Origin of the sequence: Hymenobacter norwichensis DSM 15439 (assembly GCF_000420705.1) — a bacterium.
In the GTDB taxonomy this organism is placed as follows: Bacteria; Bacteroidota; Bacteroidia; order Cytophagales; family Hymenobacteraceae; genus Hymenobacter; species Hymenobacter norwichensis.
In genome coordinates, this window is sequence record NZ_ATVL01000006.1 from 968,645 (window position 1) to 989,567 (window position 20,923).

General features: G+C 56.7%; 15 protein-coding genes. 11 read left to right on the top strand and 4 right to left on the bottom strand.

Translation table 11 applies throughout. The features are described from left to right. Window positions 1–53 precede the first annotated feature (53 nt). From cyoE to G536_RS0105405, 10 genes are all read left to right on the top strand, one after another. Window positions 54–905 carry a heme o synthase gene (cyoE, locus tag G536_RS0105360; protein WP_022822559.1) on the top strand — a complete coding sequence of 284 codons (852 nt, stop codon included), beginning with the start codon at window positions 54–56 and terminating at the stop codon, window positions 903–905. A gap of 105 nt (window positions 906–1,010) precedes the next feature. Continuing rightward, entirely contained in the window at window positions 1,011–1,604 is a 594-nt protein-coding gene (locus tag G536_RS0105365; protein ID WP_022822560.1) for a cytochrome c oxidase subunit 3, read from the top strand. Between the two features lie 21 nt (window positions 1,605–1,625). Beyond that, window positions 1,626–2,405 carry a cytochrome c oxidase subunit 3 gene (locus G536_RS0105370; protein ID WP_022822561.1) on the top strand — a complete coding sequence of 260 codons (780 nt, stop codon included), beginning with the start codon at window positions 1,626–1,628 and terminating at the stop codon, window positions 2,403–2,405. A gap of 96 nt (window positions 2,406–2,501) precedes the next feature. Beyond that, window positions 2,502–2,843: a cytochrome C oxidase subunit IV family protein gene (locus tag G536_RS0105375; protein ID WP_022822562.1), complete on the top strand. Its 342-nt coding sequence runs from the start codon at window positions 2,502–2,504 to the stop codon at window positions 2,841–2,843. A gap of 3 nt (window positions 2,844–2,846) precedes the next feature. After that, on the top strand, window positions 2,847–3,512 hold the full coding sequence (locus G536_RS0105380) for an SCO family protein (protein WP_026879853.1): 666 nt from the start codon (window positions 2,847–2,849) through the stop codon (window positions 3,510–3,512). Beyond that, window positions 3,496–4,053: a DUF420 domain-containing protein gene (locus tag G536_RS0105385; RefSeq protein WP_022822564.1), complete on the top strand. Its 558-nt coding sequence runs from the start codon at window positions 3,496–3,498 to the stop codon at window positions 4,051–4,053. The genes G536_RS0105380 and G536_RS0105385 overlap by 17 nt, the downstream gene beginning before the upstream one ends. Window positions 4,054–4,092: 39 nt before the next feature. Beyond that, entirely contained in the window at window positions 4,093–4,353 is a 261-nt protein-coding gene (locus G536_RS0105390; RefSeq protein WP_022822565.1) for a hypothetical protein, read from the top strand. Beyond that, window positions 4,353–4,751: a DUF983 domain-containing protein gene (locus G536_RS26400; protein ID WP_022822566.1), complete on the top strand. Its 399-nt coding sequence runs from the start codon at window positions 4,353–4,355 to the stop codon at window positions 4,749–4,751. The genes G536_RS0105390 and G536_RS26400 overlap by 1 nt, the downstream gene beginning before the upstream one ends. Window positions 4,752–4,854: 103 nt before the next feature. Further along, window positions 4,855–8,577 carry a sensor histidine kinase gene (locus G536_RS0105400; protein ID WP_022822567.1) on the top strand — a complete coding sequence of 1,241 codons (3,723 nt, stop codon included), beginning with the start codon at window positions 4,855–4,857 and terminating at the stop codon, window positions 8,575–8,577. 154 nt (window positions 8,578–8,731) lie between these two features. Further along, on the top strand, window positions 8,732–12,514 hold the full coding sequence (locus G536_RS0105405; RefSeq protein WP_022822568.1) for a hypothetical protein: 3,783 nt from the start codon (window positions 8,732–8,734) through the stop codon (window positions 12,512–12,514). 162 nt (window positions 12,515–12,676) lie between these two features. Here G536_RS0105405 and G536_RS26405 read toward each other — a convergent pair whose 3' ends face one another. Next, a complete protein-coding gene (locus G536_RS26405) occupies window positions 12,677–14,743 on the bottom strand; it encodes a beta-N-acetylhexosaminidase (protein ID WP_169515047.1) in 2,067 nt (688 codons plus the stop codon). 202 nt (window positions 14,744–14,945) lie between these two features. Here G536_RS26405 and G536_RS26410 point away from each other — a divergent pair, with 202 nt between their 5' ends. Then, the gene (locus G536_RS26410) at window positions 14,946–16,763 is read left to right on the top strand and encodes a hypothetical protein (RefSeq protein WP_022822570.1); all 1,818 of its coding nucleotides are present in this window, start codon (window positions 14,946–14,948) and stop codon (window positions 16,761–16,763) included. 9 nt (window positions 16,764–16,772) lie between these two features. On the opposite strand, the gene G536_RS0105420 is transcribed toward G536_RS26410, so the two are convergent. The 3 genes from G536_RS0105420 to G536_RS0105430 all read right to left on the bottom strand — a co-directional run bounded on the left by G536_RS0105420 (window position 16,773) and on the right by G536_RS0105430 (window position 20,832). Beyond that, window positions 16,773–18,128 carry a DUF58 domain-containing protein gene (locus G536_RS0105420; protein ID WP_022822571.1) on the bottom strand — a complete coding sequence of 452 codons (1,356 nt, stop codon included), beginning with the start codon at window positions 18,126–18,128 and terminating at the stop codon, window positions 16,773–16,775. Window positions 18,129–18,179: 51 nt separating this feature from the next. Then, complete coding sequence (locus G536_RS0105425; RefSeq protein WP_425402126.1) at window positions 18,180–19,073, bottom strand: AAA family ATPase; 894 nt, start codon at window positions 19,071–19,073, stop codon at window positions 18,180–18,182. 382 nt (window positions 19,074–19,455) lie between these two features. Beyond that, complete coding sequence (locus G536_RS0105430; RefSeq protein ID WP_022822573.1) at window positions 19,456–20,832, bottom strand: DUF4350 domain-containing protein; 1,377 nt, start codon at window positions 20,830–20,832, stop codon at window positions 19,456–19,458. Between the last annotated feature and the right edge of the window lie 91 nt (window positions 20,833–20,923).

Below are 20,923 nucleotides of genomic sequence, written 5' to 3' on the forward strand. Positions count from 1 at the left end.
CTTTGCAGCCCGGTTTGAATACCTTTTCGCCGGGAGCGTTGTTCTACCCACTGATGATTAAAGCCAGGGCGTACTTCCAATTAATAAAATTCCGGCTCGCGCTGACGGTAGCATTTTCCAGTGCTATCGGGTACTTGCTGGGAGTGCAATCCTTCGATTGGGGACGAGCTTTTCTAGTGCTACTAGGTGGCTTAGCGGTAACGGGTGCAGCAAATACAATCAATCAGATATACGAGGTTGACCTCGATAAGCTGATGAAGCGCACGGCCAAACGACCATTGCCGCAAGGAGTGCTTAGCATCACGGAGGCATGGGTGTTTACGGTTGTTATGGGAGTAGCGGGATTAGCTATACTGACCTACTTCTTTAATCCACTGGCCGCCGCCTTGTCGTTGATTTCGCTGATTCTATACGGCTTTATTTACACCCCGCTTAAGACCATTTCGCCGATATGCGTAGCGGTTGGTGCTATTCCGGGGGGGATGCCTCCCCTCATCGGCTACGTGGCTGCTACCGGTGTGCTTGGACCTCAAGCCTGGGTGTTGTTCGGCATTCAGTTTATGTGGCAGTTTCCGCATTTCTGGGCCATTGCTTGGGTGCTCGACGATGACTATAAGGCAGCTGGATTTAAGATGCTGCCTTCGCCGGGACGTAAAGACCTACGCACTGCTTTCCAGATAATGACCTACACGTTGGTCTTGATTCCGCTGAGCTTGCTACCCTTGCAATTTAATATGGCAGGTAAAACTTCCGCTCTGATATCTGTAGTATGTGGCGTTCTATTTCTGATGCAAACCTTTTACTTGATGCGCACCTGCACTAAGAAAGCGGCCATGCGCATCATGTTTGGTTCTTTCTTATACCTTCCCATCGTACAAATTGCCTTGGTATTAGACAAGATGTAAGTCTCTTTAAGAAAATGGCTTATATCCTTAGAAATGCCAAACTACATTTTCGCTTTGGGTGTTCCTAAACAAGACAAGTCCTACTTGAAACCATAAATTTTTGCCATGCATTCTTCGGAATTAGAAGTTCTTAAAGACCGGCAGCCCGCGCTTAGCGCGCATCCACTACGCGTGTTGTTGTGGCTGATGATGATAAGCAGCACCATGATTTTTGCGGCCTACACCAGCGCTTATATCGTACGCCGTGAAGAAGGAAACTGGCTGGAGTTTGCTTTGCCAGGTGGTTTGCTTTACACCACCCTTGTCATCCTGGCCAGTAGCGCCAGTATTCAATGGGCTTATTTCGCTGCTAAGAAAGACGAGTTACGTCAAGTCCAGATAGGTATTATCATTACGTTTGTGCTGGGCTTAGCCTTTCTGGTGGGACAATGGAGCGTGTGGGGTGAACTAGTTCGTAACAAGATTCACTTCGGTGGCGTTGATGCTAATCCATCGGGTTCATTCCTGTATGTGCTCATGGGAGTACACGCTTTCCACCTGATTACCGGGTTGATTTTTCTGCTCCGCGTATTGCGCAAAAGCTTTAATTATCAGGTGCATTCGCGTCAGATGCTTTCCATTGGCAACGTAACCATCTACTGGCACTTCCTTGGTGGGCTTTGGTTGTACCTGTATTTGTTCCTACTTTTGAATCACTAGTCTCGTCTTACCCCGCACGCTATGTCCACCATTTCCACGACGCAGCCCCTAACCACAGCTTCTTCTACTGCCGAACGGCCGCGGAGTGGCAACTGGGACGGTGGCAACGAACCCTTCAAAGCCAGCTATGGTAAGCTGATGATGTGGTTCTTCCTGCTGTCGGACGCCTTCACGTTCGCCGCGTTTTTGACCACCTACGGCCTGATCCGTCACCGGAATCCTGCTTTCGACCCTAATGCCGGCGTTCCGTTCGAATTCTCGACAGCTTATTGGCCTATTCCGGATAAGGTGTTCAATGCCTTCCCAGGTCTACATGGCATGGATGTGCCACTAGGCTTTGTGGCTCTGATGACGATGATTCTTATCTTCAGCTCAGTTACCATGGTACTGGCTGTGGAAGCCGGGCATCGGATGGACAAAAAGGACGTGCAGAAATGGTTGCTCTGGACGATTCTGTTCGGTGCTACTTTCCTCGCCTCTCAGGCCTGGGAGTGGAGCCACTTTATCGGTGGGCACGAAGAAGGTACTCTAATGGCTGATGGTACTACGTTCTATGGTGCTAACCTAACCCAGAACCAGTACGGTCCAGTACTATTTGCCGACTTGTTCTTCTTTATCACAGGTTTCCACGGTACCCACGTATTCTCGGGTGTTTGCTTGCTGGTGTATTGCTTCATTGCTACTACCAACGGCACCTTCCATAAGCGTGGGCACTACGAAATGGTAGAGAAAGTAGGTTTGTACTGGCACTTTGTAGACTTGGTGTGGGTGTTCGTTTTCACCTTCTTCTACCTGGTTTAATTATTAAATGGCTGAATGGCTGAATGACTGGCCGTTCCAACTTGTTTTGTCAAACTGCCAGCCATTCACTTTTCAGCAATTCAACCATTCAAAATAATGGCTAATCACGCAAGCACTGAGCCAGTACAAGCTGGCGAAATTCCGAAGCCCAACGTTGGGTGGATCTGGAAGACCTTTTTCGTATTGGTAGGTATTACCGCACTGGAATTCGTGTTTGTATTCCTGATGAACCCCGGTACGTTGCGCAACTCGATTTTTATTGTTCTGACCATCTTCAAGGCCTTCTTTATAGTAGCCGAGTTCATGCACCTGAAGCATGAAGTGAAAGCCCTGATCTGGACTATCCTTATTCCGATGGCGCTACTAATCTGGCTACTAATTGCTTTGGTTTCTGAGGGGACTTATGGTGGCCAAGCCATTCAGAACGCCTTCAATTAACACATGAGGCCCAAACACGTCCTGTTGTTGGGCCTCATGCTTTTGGTCCCGGTGCTAGCTTTCGTGTTTCTGTACACGTTTGGTACCAACCGTTACGCGCTGCCCACTTTCCTGCCTGACCACGTTGACTCAACGTTGGTAGAAGGAAAGTGGCGGCGCGATACTGTTTTCCATCAATTAGGCAACTTCCAACTTTACTCCCAATCAGGAAGGCAGATTTCTCAGAAGGACTTGGGCAACGGCGTGTATGTGGCCAACTTCTTTTTTGCCACCTGCCCCGGCGCCTGCCCACGCATGAACAGCCAGATGGCGCGGGTGCAGGAGAAGTTCCGGCTTGATCCTCGAGTGAAGTTGGTTTCCTTTACCGTTGATCCAGCGCACGACTCAGTGGCGGTGCTGGGCCGCTACGCCGAGCAATATGGCGCTATTGCCGGCAAATGGTTTTTCCTGACTGGCGACAAAACTGCTCTTTATCGGTTAGCTACCGAGGAGTTCAAACTGCCCATGCCTAGTGGCGTAGCACCAGGTATTGTGCATAGCCAAAACCTGTACCTAGTTGACCGGGAACAACGTGTACGCGGCATCTACGATGGGATGAAGCCAAAAGACGTGGACCGCCTCATGACGGAAATCAACGTACTGCTCTACACCTATGACCACAATCAGTAAACCGCCAGTCGAACCCGGCAGCAATACCACGCTGAAAGTACTGGCCGCAGTACTTGGGGCCATTATTCCGATAGCAGTAGCTATCCTGTACTTCTTTCCCAATGTCCTTCGGATTGAGGGGGTAGACGTGAAAATACTGCCAGCGGTGAATGCCGTGTTGAATTCCCTGACGGCCGTGCTGTTGGTAGCCGGATACTATTTTATCCGGCATAAAAACGTGGCTGCCCACCGCGCCGTGATGGGTATGGCCTTTCTGATGGGGTCGTTTTTTCTGGTATCGTACGTGGCTTATCACTCCCAGGAACCAAGCACGAAGTTTGGGGGAGTAGGGCTAGTTAAGGGTATCTACTATTTTATTCTGCTCACGCATATTGTGCTAGCAGCTGTTACGGTGGGGCTGGTGCTGTTCACGCTTTACTTCGCCCTGACCCAGCAGTTTACCAAACACCGTCGCATTGCCCGCTATACGTTTCCTGTCTGGTTATATGTATCAATTACTGGCGTTATCGTGTACTTCATGATTTCACCGTACTACACCTAAAACAGGAAACTTTGCCTGACGGCTATTGTTGAAAAGAGTATGAAGAAGCTGATAATCAACTCGTTTTTTGTGGCAGTGCTGGCGCTACTGTTTGGATTGGCTCCGCTAGCCGCTACTGCGCAGTGCACCATGTGCAAAACCCAGGTGGAATCCTCCCGGACAGAAAAAGACGGCTATGACTTCTCGGGCCTCAATAAGGGGATTCTGTACATGGCCACTATTCCATACCTGCTGATGGGTGCGGTTGGCTATTTCTGGTACCGCAACACGCAAGCAACCAAAAAGGTAACTGCCAAGTAGTGGCCGTTTCTGATTCCACGGTATTGGCAATGCTGGCTCAGAAATGCCCACGCTGCCACCGTGGGCCTCTTTTCAAGCACTCGGCCTTCAATCTGCGACGCTTTGATGAGATGTACGAAGACTGTGTGGCTTGTGGGCAATACTATGAGCCCGAAGTAGGTTTTTATTGGGGCGCTATGTACATCAGCTACGGCTTCTCAACAGGTATCGTCTTCCTGACCGGTATGTTGCTGTACTATCTTGCCGATGACCCGCCGGTGTGGGTGTATATCACTACAGTAGCGGTTATTGTCGTACTAATGACGCCATTGCTTTTTCGCTACGCCCGGGTGGTGATGCTGTACTTTTTTGGAGGTATCCGTTACGATTCGGGCCTGCTAGATAGGCTGCGTGAATAGCTGGGGCCACGGGATAAGAAATAGGAAATGCCGCCATTTGGCGGCATTTTTGTTGGGTGCTGGTTCCTGCTGTGCCATCTGCTGCGGCCATAACAACTGACGTTTGAAGTTCTCCCGGTTTTTGCCGCTGGCTTTACTGCTGGCCGCTATTCTTTGCTTTGCGGGTGCCTACCTGAGTAACCGCTACGGCCAGTCGCCGGCCGCGTTGCTGCGGGCCGATGCCGCCCGGCTGCAAAAGCTGGTAATGACGGCCGAAACGGAGGCCGAGCAGGAAGCCGCCATCATTGCCGAGCAGGCTTTGCAAGGCAAACTCAAGTTTCAAACGCTGGTAGGCAAGACCACTTATCCGTGTTTTGTGTTTCGCGGCAGCCAGTTACTGTACTGGTCGGACCATACGGTGCGGCCTGATATGGCTAATGCCGAGCAGGAGTTTCACGAGAAGCTGGTTGTCATGCAGTTCGGGCGCTATTTGGCGCTACGGCACGAGGCCGGGCCCTACGTGGTGCTCACTTACGTTCCGTTGGAACGGAGTTATGGCATCAACAACCGCTACCTGCGTGATGGCGCGGAACGCGCCTTATTGAGCGGATTAAACTTGCGCCTCGTAGCCGGCAATGCTAGCTCCAATCTGCCCAAGCTCTACTCCAACGAAGGAAACTACCTATTCTCACTGGACAGTCTCCAGCCCAATTCTACAGCCGGCAAATACCTACCCTTAACTTTGATGTTGGCGGGGCTTATTCTCTTTGTAGCAGGCTTGCTGCTGTGGGCGCGGCAACTGTTTCGTGCCGGGCGGCCGCTGACTGGTGCGGCAGTGGCGGTGGTGCCGCTGGCCGCTATGCGGGCAATATTGCTGCATTATGGACTGCCATTTTCCTTTATCGAGTTGCCGCTGTTCAACCCGCGGGTATACGCGGCTTCTTGGTTGTCGCCTTCCCTCGGCGACCTGCTAATCAATGCGCTGCTGCTACTAGTGGCAGCAAGCTACGGGCTGCTTCTATTTAGGTACTACCGGGTGGCCTTATGGCCGGCGCGGGTGCAGCGTTTGTCGCGCCGCATGATGGTGGGGGCGGGGCTGGTACTGAGCTTTTTTGGGTTGCTGGAACTGCTGTTTCAGTTTTACTCCAATAGCTTCAACAATTCTCAGCTGGTGCTAGATGTCACTCAGGATATATCCGTTAGTGGCTTCAAGGCGCTGCTGTGCCTGGCTATTGTGCTGCATACTGCTGCTTATCTGACGGGCTTCTATGCGCTGGCTCAGCTATTTGAGGCAACCGTCCGGTACGAAACGCGTCGGACGGGCGTGCTGGCACTGGCTGCTAGTACTGCGGTGTTTTTGCCATTAGGGCTGGTGCTTGGGCAGGTTGACTTCATTCTGCTGGGCATCACGCTACTGTTCTTCTTTGTGCTGCGGCTAACGGGCTTGCGGCAGGTGGCGGCCATCATTCCGTATCAAGCTTATCTGTTTCTGTTTTTGATGCTGAGTATCAGCTCGGCAGTAGGAGCGCTGGCTCTTTTCGAGCACTTCGACCGGCAACTCGTCCTCAACAAGCAGACACTAGCTGGCAATTTGCTGGCCGAAAATGACTTGCAGGGCGAAGTACTACTCAGTGAGCGAGGCCAAGAAATGGCCGCCGACCCCGAACTGCACGTCATGCTGGCCGACAGTACCACACGGCCCGAAGTGATACGCCAGAAAATTGTGCGTGGCTACCTGCGCGACTATTTCGATAAGTACGAAATAGTGGTGACGCTTTTCAAGCCAGGTGGAACCCCCGTGGAAAGCGGCTCTGACGCCGAAACGCTGCCCCAGATGCGTACCCGCCTGCTCCGGGCTGCCGCCCGCACCGACCAGTTGAACCTGTTCTTGGTGCGCGGCAGCAACTCGTTCAGCACTCGGCGCTACGTCGATTTTGTAACCGTGCCAACAACCCGAGGTAACAACACTATTCTGCTGGAGTTGACGCTGAAAAAGCTGACCACCTACAGCGTAATCCCCGAGCTGCTGGTTGACCAGAAGTTCTTTCAGTCGGGCATGGGGGCCGAACTCAGCTATGCCGGCTACGAAGACAACCAGTTGGTGTATAGTGAGGGTGATTATGACTACGTGAACCGCCTCACGCCCGCCCTGTACCAGAACCCGCGCCTGTACCAAACCGGCTTGGTTGTGGGCCGCTTCCACCATCTGGCAGTGCGTGATGAAACCCAATACCGCACCGTAGTCGTCACGACGGCCACGTACAGCTTCGGTGATTGGCTAGCCAACTTCTCGTTCCTGTTTCTGCTGCACGCCTTTTTGGGATTGTTTTGCGGCAGCGTGTACTGGCTGGGGCGCGGTGAGTACCTCGACGTGTTCCGTACCAACTTCAGCACCAAAATTCAACTCTTCCTGAACCTGGGTATTCTGGTGCCGCTGCTGGTGGTGAGCGTGGCCACTATCAGCCAAGTGAAGAAGTCTTACCAGCGCGACCTGCGGCGCACCTACGAGCGGCGCGGTCGGGCCGTGCAGGACAACCTACTGGAAAATAGCAAGCTACTTGCCGATTCGGCCAGCCGCCCGGCTCTGCTCGACCTAGCCGACAACGTATCGGCCCTCACAGAAACCGACCTCAACCTCTACGATGCCCGTGGCCGGCTCCTGGTAAGCAGCCAGCCCATCATCTTCGAGTCGGGGCTGCTAGGTACGCTGATGAATCCGCAGGCGCTGGCTGGGCTGAAAGAGCAGATCAAGCCGCGGGTGCTGGCCACGGAGCGCGCCGGGTCGTTGTCGTTCAATACGCTGTATCTGCCGCTGCGCACGGTGTCGGAAACTGATGAGCGCTCTAGCGTGGTGCTGGGCTACGTGGGTATCCCGTTTTTCGATTCCGAGAAAGACCTCGACAACAAGTTGATTGAGCTGATTGCCATCATCCTGAACACGTTTACGGTGATGTTCATCCTGTTTCTGGTGCTGGCTTTCGTGGCGTCGAGGGTGCTGACCAACCCGCTGAAGCTGGTAACCGAGAAGCTGAAGCAAACCACGCTGACGGGCCAGAACGAAATGCTGAACTACCAGTCCAACGACGAAATTGGGTTGCTGGTACGCGAATACAACACCATGCTGCTAAAGCTGGAGGAAAGCAAACAAGAGTTGGCCGCGCAGGAAAAGGAGGCCGCCTGGCGCGAAATGGCCCGGCAGGTGGCCCACGAAATCAAGAACCCACTTACGCCCATGAAGCTGAGCCTCCAGTTTTTGCAGCGCGCTATTCAAGATAACAGGCCCAATATCAATGAGATGCTGGCAAAAGTATCGCAGACGCTCATTACTCAGATTGACGTGCTGACCGACATTGCCACCTCGTTCAGCAACTTCACTAACCTGCCCGCTATGCGCCCTGAGCGGCTGGACGTGGTGCCGGTGCTGCGCCGCTGCGTGGAACTGCATCAAGGTAGCCGCCAAGATGCCACCATTCAACTGATTCTGCCAGCAGCCGACGAGCCGGTGGTGGTATTTACCGACGAGAACCTGTTGGTGCGCACCTTCAACAACTTACTTATAAACGCCCTACAAGCCGTACCCGAGAGCCGCGCCCCGGTTATTAGCGCTAGCCTCGAAATTCAGGATGAGAAACGGGTGCGTATTGCCATTCAGGACAACGGCGCGGGTATTCCGGATGAGGTGCGCGAGAAGGTGTTCGTGCCCAATTTCACCACCAAAGCTACCGGCTCCGGCATTGGGCTGGCGGTGGCCAAGCGCGGCATCGAAAGTGCCGGCGGTACCATCTGGTTTGAAACCGAGGAAAACATCGGCACCACGTTTTATATCGAGTTGCCGCTGGCGGGCTAGTTCTTTTGGCTGTTAGCTGATGGCAAACTAATAATGTCATCCACCGAGAAAAGGCGAACAGCCAACAGCTAAAAGCTATCAGCCAAGAAGAGGCACGAAGTTGGTGGCAATATGCGTTGTTGAGCCTGCGTATCTTCGTATTTATTTATCCTGGATGATCAGCAGTTTTACGCCCCGCTTCCTGCGCTTTTGGCTGCTGCTGATACCTCTTTGGGCGTTAGCCCTTGCATCAGCCCGAGCCCAGCAGCGGCCGGAGCTGCCACCCAACACGCGCCGCTGCGTGTGGGTGCGTCTCAGTGCCGACCAAGACCTCACCGAATTTGCGCTGCCCGATACCCTAACCGTGGTACCGTCCTCCGTCAGTATCAACGGGCGCGCCGTGGCTTATGATACGCGCACCGACCGGTACCGCTACACCCAGCGCCGCCGCGTGCCCGCCCCCGAACCCGGCCAGCCCGATGTGCTGCTGCCCGGCCTCGATTCGGTGTTGGTGTGTTACCGGGTGCTGCCGATGCGTCTGGCCGCGCCGCAGTTCCGGCGGCCGCGCGGGCTGCTTGATAGTGTAGACTTCCCAAGGCGTACGTTTGGGCTGCAGGATTTCGCGGTGAAGGAGCAGATTCTGAGTACGCCGGGCATCAATAAAACCGGTAACCTGGCCCGCGGCATTAGTTTCGGCAACGCCCAGAATGTGTTTGTGAACTCCTCGCTGAACTTGCAGTTGGAAGGCAAACTGACCGAAAACATCAACCTCACGGCCGCCATCAGCGACCAAAGCGTGCCGTTTCAGCCCGAAGGCAACACCCAGCAACTCCAGGAATTCGACCGAATCTACATCACGCTTACCAGCCAGCGCTGGAACCTGACGGCCGGCGACGTGGTACTCCGCAACAAGCCCGACTACTTTCTGCGCTTCTACAAAAACGTGCAGGGTGCGGCGCTGGAAGTGAATTTGGGCCAGCTAGGCATCGGGCTAAGCGGCTTTAGCACGCCCCAGCTCACACCGGTGCCCAGCTACCCCGGCGTCAATCCGGGCACGTATTCCACCACCAGCATCAGCAACGGCGGCCAAACGCCCACCCTCAACCAGGGCGCCGTGCCCGGCAGCGTGACTCCCTCGGCACCCGGTTTGGCGGGCACTGGTCTTACGTCGAGCACTAGTAGTTCGGAAACCCAAGGCCGGTTTGGGCCGGTGCGGTCCTCCACTACGGTGGCCGGTGGGGTAGCCAAGGGCAAATTCGGTAGTATTGATGTGACGCCCATTGAGAACGTGCAGGGGCCTTACCGGCTGCGTGGGCCCAACGGCGAGCAATACATCATCGTGCTAGCCAATTCTGAGCGGGTATTTCTGGATGGCCGGCTGATGACGCGGGGTTTCGATAACGACTACATCATCGACTACAACCAGGCCGAGGTTACGTTTTCGCCCCAGCACCTGATTACCAACAACTCACGCATCAAGATTGACTTCGAGTATTCCGATTTCAACTATGCCCGCGCACTCTATTCGGCCAGCCACTACCAGCAGGTAGGGCGGCTGGCGCTGCACGGCAACTTCTACCGCGAAGCCGACAACCCCGACAACTCGCCCAACCTTATTCTCTCGGATTCTGATCGGGTGGCCTTACGTAGGTTGAGCGACAACGTGCCACAGGCCAGCGTACCAGGTGGAGAGCCCACCACCTACAGCCGGCAGCAGGTGCAGTACACCCGCGAAACCCGCTTGGTAGGTGGCCAGCAGGTGGAGATATATACCTATCTGACGGACTCTTTGCAACGCGCGTACACCGTACGCTTTACCGATCTAGGCCAGGGCAACGGCGACTACAAGCTGAGCGTGGCGCAGGCCAGCGCCAACGGGCGGGTATATGAGTACGTGGGGCCAGGGCTGGGTAATTACCAAGCCATCCGTCTGATTCCGGCGCCATTGCAGAAGCAGATTATTTCGGCCGGCGCCAGCTACCAGATTGATTCCACCTCCACTGTGTTTGTGGATGTGGCGTCGTCGGAGCTGGATTTGAACCGGTTTTCGCCGCAGTCGGACAAGGGTCAGGCCATGCGCATTGGCTACGTGGTGCAGGACCGCAAGCTACCGGGGCTGGGCATACTAAAAGACTATCGGTTCCGCAGCGCCCTCGACTACGAATACACTAGCCCGGAATTCGCGCCCATTGACCGGTACCGCGACATTGAATTCGACCGAAACTGGAGCACCGCCAGTACCGTGCAGGGCAACGCCACCCGCCGCGTGGCCCGCGCCGACAACATCCTGAACTTTGCGGTGGGCGCGGCCAAAGACGCCGACAACGCCATCAACTACCGCCTCAGCCGGCGCTACCGCTCAGGCGAGGTGGACGGCTTGCAGCACTGGCTGGATGGGGCCCGGCAAATAGGTGGCGTGCAGATGCGCGGCAGCTTGTTTCTGCTGAACTCCCAAGCCGGCAGCGGCAAATCGACGTGGGCGCGGGGCGAGGCCACGGCGCGCTACGTGCGGGGCCGCGTGATACCCGGCTATGCCTACCGCTTCGATAAAAACCGGGTGACCACTCCCACTGGTGATTCGGTGGTGCTGTCGTCGGCCAATTATTTCGATGAGCACAACGTGTTCATTCAGAGCCAGGATACGGCCAAAACCAAGTTCCGGGCCGACTACACCTACCGCCGCGACCAAACGCCCAACGCCAACCAGAGCGAGTTACAGCGGCGCGGCACCGCCCAAACCTGGCAGGGCACCATGACCACCCGCCTCGGCCGCTACCAGGACCTGGCCGTGCTAGCCACCTACCGGGACCTGGCCGCCCGCGACAGTGTCCGCCAGCGCACCGTGCTGACTAAAGTGGACTGGAACGCTAGCCTGCTGCAAAACCAAGTACGCTCCGAGCTAAGCTACTCCGTGGCTACTGGCCGGGAATTGCGCCGCGACTTCTCGTTTGTGGCCATACCAAACGGACAGGGGACGCACTATTTTCAGGAATCCAACGGTGAACCAGGACAGCAGAAAGAAGAGTTCTTCGAGGCCCCCACGCCCGATGCGGTGTACCGCACCCACATCAAAGTGTATCTGCCTACCGACGACTACATCATTGCCTTCACCAACCGTTTCAGCTACCGCCTCACCACCGCCGCGCCCCGCAACTGGCGCGAAGCTGGCGGCTGGCGGGCCGCAGTGGCGCGGTTTTCCACCATCAGCACCGTTACGCTGGACCGCCGTACTACCGATAAAAGCTTGTCGTCGCGCCTGAATCCGTTTGCGTTCCAGACCGAGGATTCGTTGCTTCTATCTCTGAACAAACTGCTGCGCAATACGCTGTACTTCAACCGCTCGAATCCCATTTTCGGGGCCGAGCTGACCGTACAGCAAACCCAGCAGAAAACCCTGCTGGCCCAGGGCTCCGATATCCGCAACCTTGCTGCGCAGAGCCTGCTGCTCCGCCGGACGCTAGCACAGTCGTTTACGGGGCGGTTTACTACCTCGCGCACTATCCGGCAAAACAACTCCAATTACCTGAAAGACCGGAATTTCCGGCTGCTGATTTACGAGTTGGCTCCCGAAATCAGCTACCAGCCCAACGGCACGCTACGCTTCACCGGCACCTATCTGCGCACCACCAAAACCAACACCACACCCATCAACGACAAAGGCGAAGCCCGCGGCACCTTCGATGAGCTAGGCATTGAAACCCGCCTCAGCCAAGTGAGCAAACGCACTATTACGGCCAGCACCCGCTACGTAGGGGTGGGGTTCAAAGGAGATGCCAATTCGGTGGTCGGGTTGGAGGTGTTGAACGCCTTGCGGCCCGGCAGCAACTTCACCTGGAACCTGAACATCGAGCAGCGCCTCAGCAACGGCCTCAACGTAAACTTGGCCTACGACGGCCGCAAGTCCAACGGCTTGAAAGTGGTCAACACCGGCCGCATGCAGGTATCGGTGCTGTTTTAAAGGCTACTTATGCCTTACGATTATAAAAATAGGAGCTAGTTCCCCTCCTCAGATGAGGAGGGGTTAGGGGTGGTTGATCTGCCGTTGAACAGCAACTAGTTTCAGCTTTCTAGCTCTAGTTCTCCAACCCCTCCTCATCTGAGGGGAACTAGCTCCTATTTTTTACAATAACAGCTTGCGCATGGCCGGTACCAAAGCCAACTCAGCTTGGCCGGCGGGGGCTTTGGTAGCTTCCAGTTGCTTTTGGGCGGCAGCCAGCCAGGTAGGGGTGGGGGCCTGCCCGTTTTCGAGCTGCTGTAACCGCTCCAGACCGAGGGTAGCCAGCAGTTTCAGTTGGGTGGAAAGCGGGGCGTACTCGGTGAGGGCGGGCGCGGTGGCAAAGAGCGGCTTCAGTAGCTCGTCGTTGGATTGCCAGATCCTGAGTTGGTCGCGCACGGTGGCCAGGGCGGCTTTGGCGGGGCGGACCTTGGGGCTACTCTTATCCGCTAAAGCGGAACGATACACTAGCAGCGTATCCACGGCCACGCCAAACTCCCGCGCCCGGTCGGACTCGGCCGGGGCGGCATCAACGAGGCGGTTGAGGGGCGTTTGGGGGGTGTAGGTGAAGCCCTGAAAATGGCGCTTGTATTCCTTCACGGGTTCCACCACTTCTGCCAACGTGCGTAGCGGCACCCGGTAAGTCGGACCAGCCATCTGCGTCAGAAGCTGCTGCGGGGCTTTGCGGTGTAGCAGCCCCAAGCCTTCTAGCTGCGTGGAAACCACAGCCAACCGCCGGTACATATCTGGTACATTTTGGGTGGCCGCGGCCGGCGACCAAAGCCGCTCCGCTACGGCCGCGGTGCGAGGCCAGATGCGCGAATCCATCACCACGCTGTCGGCAAATTCAGCCCACATGGTAGCTTCGCCGCCCAGCACCAGCTTTTGCTGTGCGGGCGTCAGAGGCGTATCGGCGGGCAGCGGGTCGGTGGCGTAGTAGGTAGCGGCGGAATAGTTGAGGTCGATATAGTAGCCGTTGGATAGCAGCGTGGCATGACCAGCCTGCGCGGCATCGTTGAGGCCTTTTTTGCCGCGCCAGCTCTGGATAACGGCATCCTGCGGTAGGCCCGGCCCCAGAATTTCGTCCCATCCCACCATCTTCTTGTTGTACTTCGTGACGATGGCCAGCACCCGGCGGTTGAAGTAGGTTTGCAGCACATGCTTATCAAGCGTTTTGCCGTCGGACTTCAGCATGTTGTTGGCGCGGGCAAAGGCCATAATGCGCGGACTACGCCGCCACTGCCGTCCGTCATTTTCGTCGCCCCCGATGTGGAAGTACGGGTCGGGAAACAGCGCGGTCATTTCCTTGAACAGCGTGTCAATCAGGGCATACGTGGATTCCTTGGTGGGGTCCATGGCCATGTTGGAGGTGCGCCAGCTCTGGTACACGCCGTACGTGGAGTCGTTGGAAGCCAGCTCGGGGTAGGCCGCAAACCAGGCAATGGTGTGGCTGGGTACGTCGAACTCGGGTAGTACTCGAATGCCCCGCTTGGCGGCGTAGGCCAGTACCTCGCGCACCTGCGCCTGGGTGTAGTACTGCCCGCTCACTTGGTGCAACCGGGGCAAAGATCGGGTTTCCACCCGAAAGCCCTGGTCGTCGGAGAGGTGCCAGTGCAGCACGTTCATCTTCACCGCGGCCATGCCATCAAGGTTGCGCTTGATGAGCGCCACGGGCATAAAGTGCCGCGAAGCATCAATGAGCAGTCCGCGCCACGGAAAACGGGGCTGGTCCAGAATGTCTACTTCAGGTAGGTGCTTTTTGCCAGATGGTGCATCGGTAACCAGTTGCCGCAATGTGGCCAAACCCCGCAACACACCCAGGCTAGTAGGAGCATCCAGGGCAATACCCATCGGCGTTACCCGCAAACTATACCGCTCCTCATCAAACAGCTCGGCGCGGCCTGCTTTGCCATAGCGAATAGTTAAGTCGGCCGGACCGGTTTCCGTGAACCGGGTGTTGATAAAGGCCGAAGTAGGCGAAGTGAGCTGAGAAAATAGCAGCTTCTGGGTGGTGCTCTTGATGCTACCGTTGTCGCGCGTTATCAAGTCTTCCTGAGTTATGCGCACGGTGAATGTGCGCTTCACCACGAACTGCCCGTTGCCCCAGCGTACCGAGCTTGGCACTGGCAACAGGTTGCGGGTAACCGAGTTAAGCTGCGCCGAAACCGGCAACAAGCTGGACAAAAGCAACACAACAACAGCAAACAAACGACTAAACATAGGCGACAGGGTAGGGAACGGTGGCGGCGAAAGATACGGGTGCCGTCGGTAGGAGCGTCCGTATGCAGCATTCGTGCCGGGCCTATGCTTGCTGGCCGGCGGTTGGTCTGGCCCCGATTTTTCCGCAATTTGCCGGCTGTCCTTTTTCTCTCGTCCCGGCGCTTCACTGCTTGCTATGAATTCTCCTTCCCGCCTGGCCGGCTGGTGCTGTACGGTGTTGCTGCTGGCTTGGTCGTGGTGGTACTACCCACCCATTGAAACCTGGCGCACTCCCTCGTCGCCGGTTATCAACTGGGATGCGTCGGGCTACTACCTTTACCTGCCTGCCGCCCTCATCCACCATGACCTGCGCGAGCTGAATTTCCGGGAGCAGATGTTCAAGGAGTACGCTCCTACGCCCACCTTATATCAGGCCTACCGGGATTCGAGCAGCGGTAATTTCGTGATGAAGTACCCGGTGGGGCTGGCGTTGCAGGAGTTACCGTTCTTCCTGGTCGCGCACCAGTTGGCGGCGCCGCTGAGCTTCCCGGCTGATGGATTTTCGGCGCCCTATCAGCTGGCTGTGAAGTTGGGGAGCCTGCTGGTGTGCGTGCTGAGTTTCTGGCTAATGCGCGGGGCGTTGCTGCCGCGCTTCGGAGAGTGGCCCACGGCCCTCGCGCTGCTGATTCTGCTGCTGGGCACCAATTACCTCACGTATAGCGCCGCCGGCCATGCTGGTATGGTGCATTGCTGGCTGCTATTCTGGTACGCCGCGTTGCTGCTGCTTACGCCCGCCTTTTACGCCCACCCAAACTTGGCGCGAGCCATAGGAATTGGCGCCATCGTCGGCCTGATGACCCTGACCCGCCCCACGGAAATTCTGGCCGGGCTGATACCAGTACTGTGGGGGCTGGCGCCCAACCGGGCAGTGCTGCGGGACCGTCTGGCCTTCTGGCAGCGGCATTGGCTGCTGCTGCTGGGGCCCTTGATGGCGGGCGCAGTGATAGTGAGCGTGCAGCTGTTCTACTGGCATTATGCTACTGGCCGCTGGGTGGTCTATAGCTACCAAGAGCAGGGCTTCGACTGGCTGAAACCGCACCTGTTTGATGGAATCTTCAGCTTCCGGACGGGCTGGCTGATGTACTCGCCGCTGCTGCTCACCGCGCTAGTGGGCTTCGGGCCGTTGCGGCGGCAGCAGCCGACGGCTTTTTGGGCTTTGTTGGTGTACACGGTGCTGTTTACCTACGTTACGTTTGCTTGGAGCGAGTGGGCGTACGGCGGCGGCCTGGGCGCCCGGGCCATGATTCAGAGCTATGCGGTGCTGGCCTGGCCACTGGCGGCGGCGCTGCGGTGGCTGCTGGCACGGCCTCGTTGGGCGGCGGCCTATGGGGTAGTAGCGGTGGTGGGCTGCACGTACGGCTATTGGCTGAACCAGATGGCCGTACCTGGCGGCCACGGCGGCTTGCTGGCCGCTGGCGAAATGACTCGGGCTTACCTGTGGCGCACTGTGTTCCGCTACGAAGTGCCCCCGGAAACGTACTTGCTGCTCGACAGCAACGCCGAATTCACCGGCACCGCCCGCAACAGCCGCACCTTATGGCAGCAGGACTTCGAGCAGCCTGGGCCGGGTGTGTGCGGGACGCCCGCTTTGCAGGGCAACTGCTCATTAAAGCTCGATACTGAGCACCCACGCAGCGCCGAGTGGGTAATTTCGGCGAAACGTGGCGAGTTTGAGTGGATACGCGCCTACGCCCAGGCCCGCGCCGACCAGAAAGAGTGGGACGTGAACCGCATGACCCAGTACGTGGTCCGTTTCCGCCGCGGCGACGAAATCCTGAAGACCCGCACTGTGCATCTGCAACGTTCCTTGGAAGGTGGCTGGCCCCGCGAGCTGCACTTTGACATGCGCCCCCCCAAAGCCGACTTCGACAATATCCTAATCACCTTCCTCTACTACGGCACCACCACCAACCTGCTCCTCGACAACGCCCGGCTAGAGTCATTTGATGAGTGAATCCGTGGTTCAGATCAAGCCGCGCGACTTGAACTCCAGGTACTTGTTAATGGTGTTCACCGTCAAGTTTTGGGGGGCAGTGAGCAGGGCGTGGATGCCGTAGCGGTTCAGCTCCCGCACAATCTGTCGCTTCTCTTGGGCGAATTTCTCAGCAATAGTCTGGTTGTACACGTCCTGGGTGGTGGCGGCGGGGGCATCCAGAAACTCGCGCAGCTCGGTATTCTCGAAAAACACCACCAGCAGTAAGTGGTCTTTGGCGATGCGGCGCAGATACGGCAGCTGGCGCTGCATGCCGTTCAGCGTCTCGAAGTTGGTAAACAAAATCAGCAGGCTGCGCTGCCGGATATTGGTCTTGACGCTGATGTAAAGCCGTTCGTAGTCGGTTTCCAGGTACTTAGTGCGCTGGCGATACAGCACTTCTAGCAGCTTGCGCATATGCCCGCCGCGCCGGTCGGCGGCTAGAATAGTGCCTGGTTGGTGCGAAAACGTAACCAGCCCAGCTTTATCGTGCTTGAGAATGGCAATGTTGCTGACTACCAACGTGGCGTTGATGGCATAATCCAGCAAGCTCAATCCATCAAACGGCATGCGCATCACTCGGCCCTTATCAATGAGGCAGTACACCTGCTGAGCACGCTCGTCCTGGTAATGGTTCACCACCAAGGAGTCGGCGGCGTTGCCGGTGGTGGTGCGGCGGGCAGTGGCTTTCCAGTTGATGCTGCGCGGGTCGTCGCCGGTTACGTAGGGCCGCACCTGCTCGAACTCCAGGCTGTGGCCCACCCGCCGGATGCGCTTCACGCCCACCTCCGTCAGGCGGTTGCTGATGGCCAGCAGCTCGTACTGCCGCATCTGCAAAAACGACGGATACACTGGCACCGTCCGGCTATCGTCGAAGCGAAACCTGCGCCGTACCAAACCCAGCGGCGAGGCTACGTACACATTCACGGCCCCAAACTCGTACTCGCCGCGCTTCACTGGCCGCAATTGGTAGTTGATAACGGTGGTTTCGCCAGACTTTATGGGGGCCCGAAACAGCACGTTGCGCCGCTGAAACTGATGCGGAATCTCATCAATAGTTTCGGTGCGCACTGGAAAGCGGTAGTGGTTTTCCAGGTAGATGGCCACGTCGTTGTCGGAGCCGTTGGCGAGCTTGTCGCCCAGCACCCGGCGGCCGAACACGTGCCCGGCTCCGCCCCACGCCGGCACGTACAGCAAGCCAGTATCAATGGCCACGAGTGCCACCAGCAAGCCCAGCCCCAATTGCACAACGGCCAGCCAGCCCGGCAGGAAAAACGCCACTACCAGCCCAACAATAAGAGCGAAGAGCAGTACAAAGAAGCGGCGCGTCAGGAAAAATGATTTCATCGAACAGAAACTGTCACTGCGTAGAGAAACAACAAGGCAATGACACCAGAATTAGCGCGGAACCTCAATCTGTTGCAGAATCTGTTTTACAATGTCATCGGGAGTGCTGCCTTCCATCTCGCGCTCTGGTGTGAGCTGAATGCGGTGGCGCAACACTGGGGCCGCTAAATACTGCACGTCCTCGGGGGTCACGAAGTCGCGGCCGCGTAGGGCCGCTAGGGCTTTGGCCCCGTTGAGCAGCGCCAGCGAGGCGCGGGGTGAAGCACCCAAATACAGGCCTTTATGGGCGCGGGTCTGGCCTACCACGCGGGCAATATATTCCAGCAGCTTGGGCTCTACATGCTGCCGTCGCACTTGCTCCCGCATGTTGCGTAGGTCGTTGGCCGTAAGTACGGTACGCACTGCCTCAAGTGGCGTGCCCCCAAAACCGGCGTGATGCCCCTGCAAAATTCCAATTTCCTCTTCCACGGTGGGATAGCCTACGTTCAGCTTGAACAGAAATCGGTCGAGTTGTGCCTCAGGCAGGCGGTAGGTACCTTCCTGCTCAATGGGGTTTTGGGTGGCCAGCACCACAAAGGGCTCAGGTACGGTGTAGCGGGTCCCATCCTGCGTTACCTGCCGCTCCTCCATTACCTCAAACAGCGCCGACTGGGTTTTAGCCGGAGCCCGATTGATTTCGTCGATCAGCACGATGCTGGCGAAAATCGGTCCCGGCCGAAACTCAAAGTCAGCTTTACTCGGGCGAAATACTGAGGTACCGAGCACGTCGGAGGGCATCAGGTCAGGGGTGAACTGTAGCCGGCTGAATGGTACATCTAGGGTGCGAGCTAGCAGTTTGGCAGTCAGAGTTTTGGCTACGCCTGGTACGCCTTCCAATAGTACGTGCCCATCAGCTAGCAGGGCCGTAAGCAGCAATTCGGCCAAAGCGTGTTGGCCGACAATCACCTTGCCCAACTCCTGCCGGATGGCGTCGGCGTGGCGGCTGAGGTGACTCAGATCGGTGCGGGAAGTGAAGGCTGCTGTTGATGCTGGCTCTAGGGCAGGCGTTTCCGTTGGGTCGCCGGCGGTGGAAGCTTCTGCGCTGATGGGCTCAGTGGAAGGGTTGGTGTATAGTGGCGAAGTATCTTGTGGTAAATCAGGAGTGTTTTCCATTTCTATTAGAGAGGCGAAGAGGCAAAAGAGAAGTGATGATCTGAATTAAGCGTCTTTAAATAATTTTATACCGGTTGTATGGTGTCACCGAATATATAGGCCATATGGTTATGAATAGGCTTTATAGGAATAGTTATAAATAGATAAAATCATAATTTAGATAATAGTGCAATAATTATGATGCGGCTTTCCGAAAGTCATTTATAGCCTTATTCAATCCTACTAAATCAGCATCTGATATCTGCCGGGCTGTGAGTAGAAAATTGATTCGGCGAACTAGCGCGTCTACATCGGGGCGGGGCAAGCCGGTCTTTTGCGCCAACCGTTCCCGAGCGGCTTCGTCGTTCAAGTCCAGCCCTGGCTCGTGAAAGCGGGTGCGCAAATGCTCTAAAAACAATTGAATCTTTTTCTCGGCAATAGCTGTGTGGTTGTTGCCTTGCCGGTATAGGCCGGCAATGGTGCGCGTGAATAGCAGCGTGGTGTTGGGCAATGGCTTCAGAATAGGAATGATGCGTTGCCGCCGCCGGGCCTTCACTACCACAAACAGCAAAATGCCCACCACACTCAGGTACAGGGCCCAGCGCAAGGCATCGTGCGCCAGCAGCACCCGCAGCAACGATTGTTCGCCCACTCGGCCCTGCTTCTGGTACTCATCCCACCACACCATGCGCCCGGTGGGCAGGTAAGAGAGGGCCGCAAACGCGAAATTGCCGGTGCGCGGCTGTAAGGCGAAATAATTGGTGAAAGCCAACGGTACTGTGCACAGATAAATGTGGCCCCGGCCGTGTGGCACACGTACCAGTACGGCCTGCCCCGTGGTGTCGGTGGCCAGCGTGGTACCTCGCATCATGCTGTCTGGTACCAGGCGGTAGGCGGCGCCCAATGCGGGTAGGCGGAAGCCCAGCCGCCCGGCCTGGCCAGCCAGCCGAGGGTTGGTCAGCTGAATCCGGACCGAATCCAGCAGCTTGGGATTTGCGGCTACTGAGCGGCGGCGCGCCCTGTTCAGGGAAATGGTTGAGTTAAAACCCAGCGTATCGGTGAGCAGGCGGCTGAACTGCTCGGCAGCAATAAAGGCGTCGTTGCCGCGGGCCACGTGGCGCAGCAGCGCCCGGCAGTCTGAGGAGCTTAGCTGAAACTCGTTGTTGATGAAGAGGTAAGTGGCCCTAGGGTAGCCTGCTTCCGTCAGGCCCGCCTCGTAGTCAGCGTCGTCAGATTCAGATTCGGCTGGAGCCTGCGCGGTGTCGGCCTCCGCCGTGGTATCGGCCGCCAACTGGCTGGAATCCGGCGTAACTTCCTGCTCAAAGGACCGCTCGGGCTCGTCCTCGCCTTCAATCTGGTTGTAGATGGGCACCCGCACGATATGCACGTCGCGCGTCGTCACGTCCAGCAGATCGGGTAACACGTCGTAGAGCACGTAGGCCCCGTACGGAATCTTGTCTTTGTTCTGGAAGGTCGGCGTCCAGTCGAGTTCCTTAGGCCGGTAGTATTCTACGGCCACGTACGCCCCAAACAGCAGCGCCACCCCCAGCAGATACCAGCGAAAAGTAGTCATGTTTTGGTCGTGCTTAGTGCTTATTTGATGGAGCTTCGTATCTGGTGCCTAGTGGCAGTATGTGGTGCTTACTGCCTGGAAACAAGGTCGG

Excerpts from the sequence above, each read along its gene's own strand:
- cyoE (WP_022822559.1), top strand. The coding sequence starts at position 54 with ATGATTAAAGCCAGGGCGTACTTCCAATTAATAAAATTCCGGCTCGCG.
- G536_RS0105365 (WP_022822560.1), top strand. The coding sequence starts at position 1,011 with ATGCATTCTTCGGAATTAGAAGTTCTTAAAGACCGGCAGCCCGCGCTT.
- G536_RS0105370 (WP_022822561.1), top strand. The coding sequence starts at position 1,626 with ATGTCCACCATTTCCACGACGCAGCCCCTAACCACAGCTTCTTCTACT.
- G536_RS0105375 (WP_022822562.1), top strand. The coding sequence starts at position 2,502 with ATGGCTAATCACGCAAGCACTGAGCCAGTACAAGCTGGCGAAATTCCG.
- G536_RS0105380 (WP_026879853.1), top strand. The coding sequence starts at position 2,847 with ATGAGGCCCAAACACGTCCTGTTGTTGGGCCTCATGCTTTTGGTCCCG.
- G536_RS0105385 (WP_022822564.1), top strand. The coding sequence starts at position 3,496 with ATGACCACAATCAGTAAACCGCCAGTCGAACCCGGCAGCAATACCACG.
- G536_RS0105390 (WP_022822565.1), top strand. The coding sequence starts at position 4,093 with ATGAAGAAGCTGATAATCAACTCGTTTTTTGTGGCAGTGCTGGCGCTA.
- G536_RS0105405 (WP_022822568.1), top strand. The coding sequence starts at position 8,732 with ATGATCAGCAGTTTTACGCCCCGCTTCCTGCGCTTTTGGCTGCTGCTG.
- G536_RS26410 (WP_022822570.1), top strand. The coding sequence starts at position 14,946 with ATGAATTCTCCTTCCCGCCTGGCCGGCTGGTGCTGTACGGTGTTGCTG.
- G536_RS0105420 (WP_022822571.1), bottom strand. The coding sequence starts at position 18,128 with ATGAAATCATTTTTCCTGACGCGCCGCTTCTTTGTACTGCTCTTCGCT.
- G536_RS0105430 (WP_022822573.1), bottom strand. The coding sequence starts at position 20,832 with ATGACTACTTTTCGCTGGTATCTGCTGGGGGTGGCGCTGCTGTTTGGG.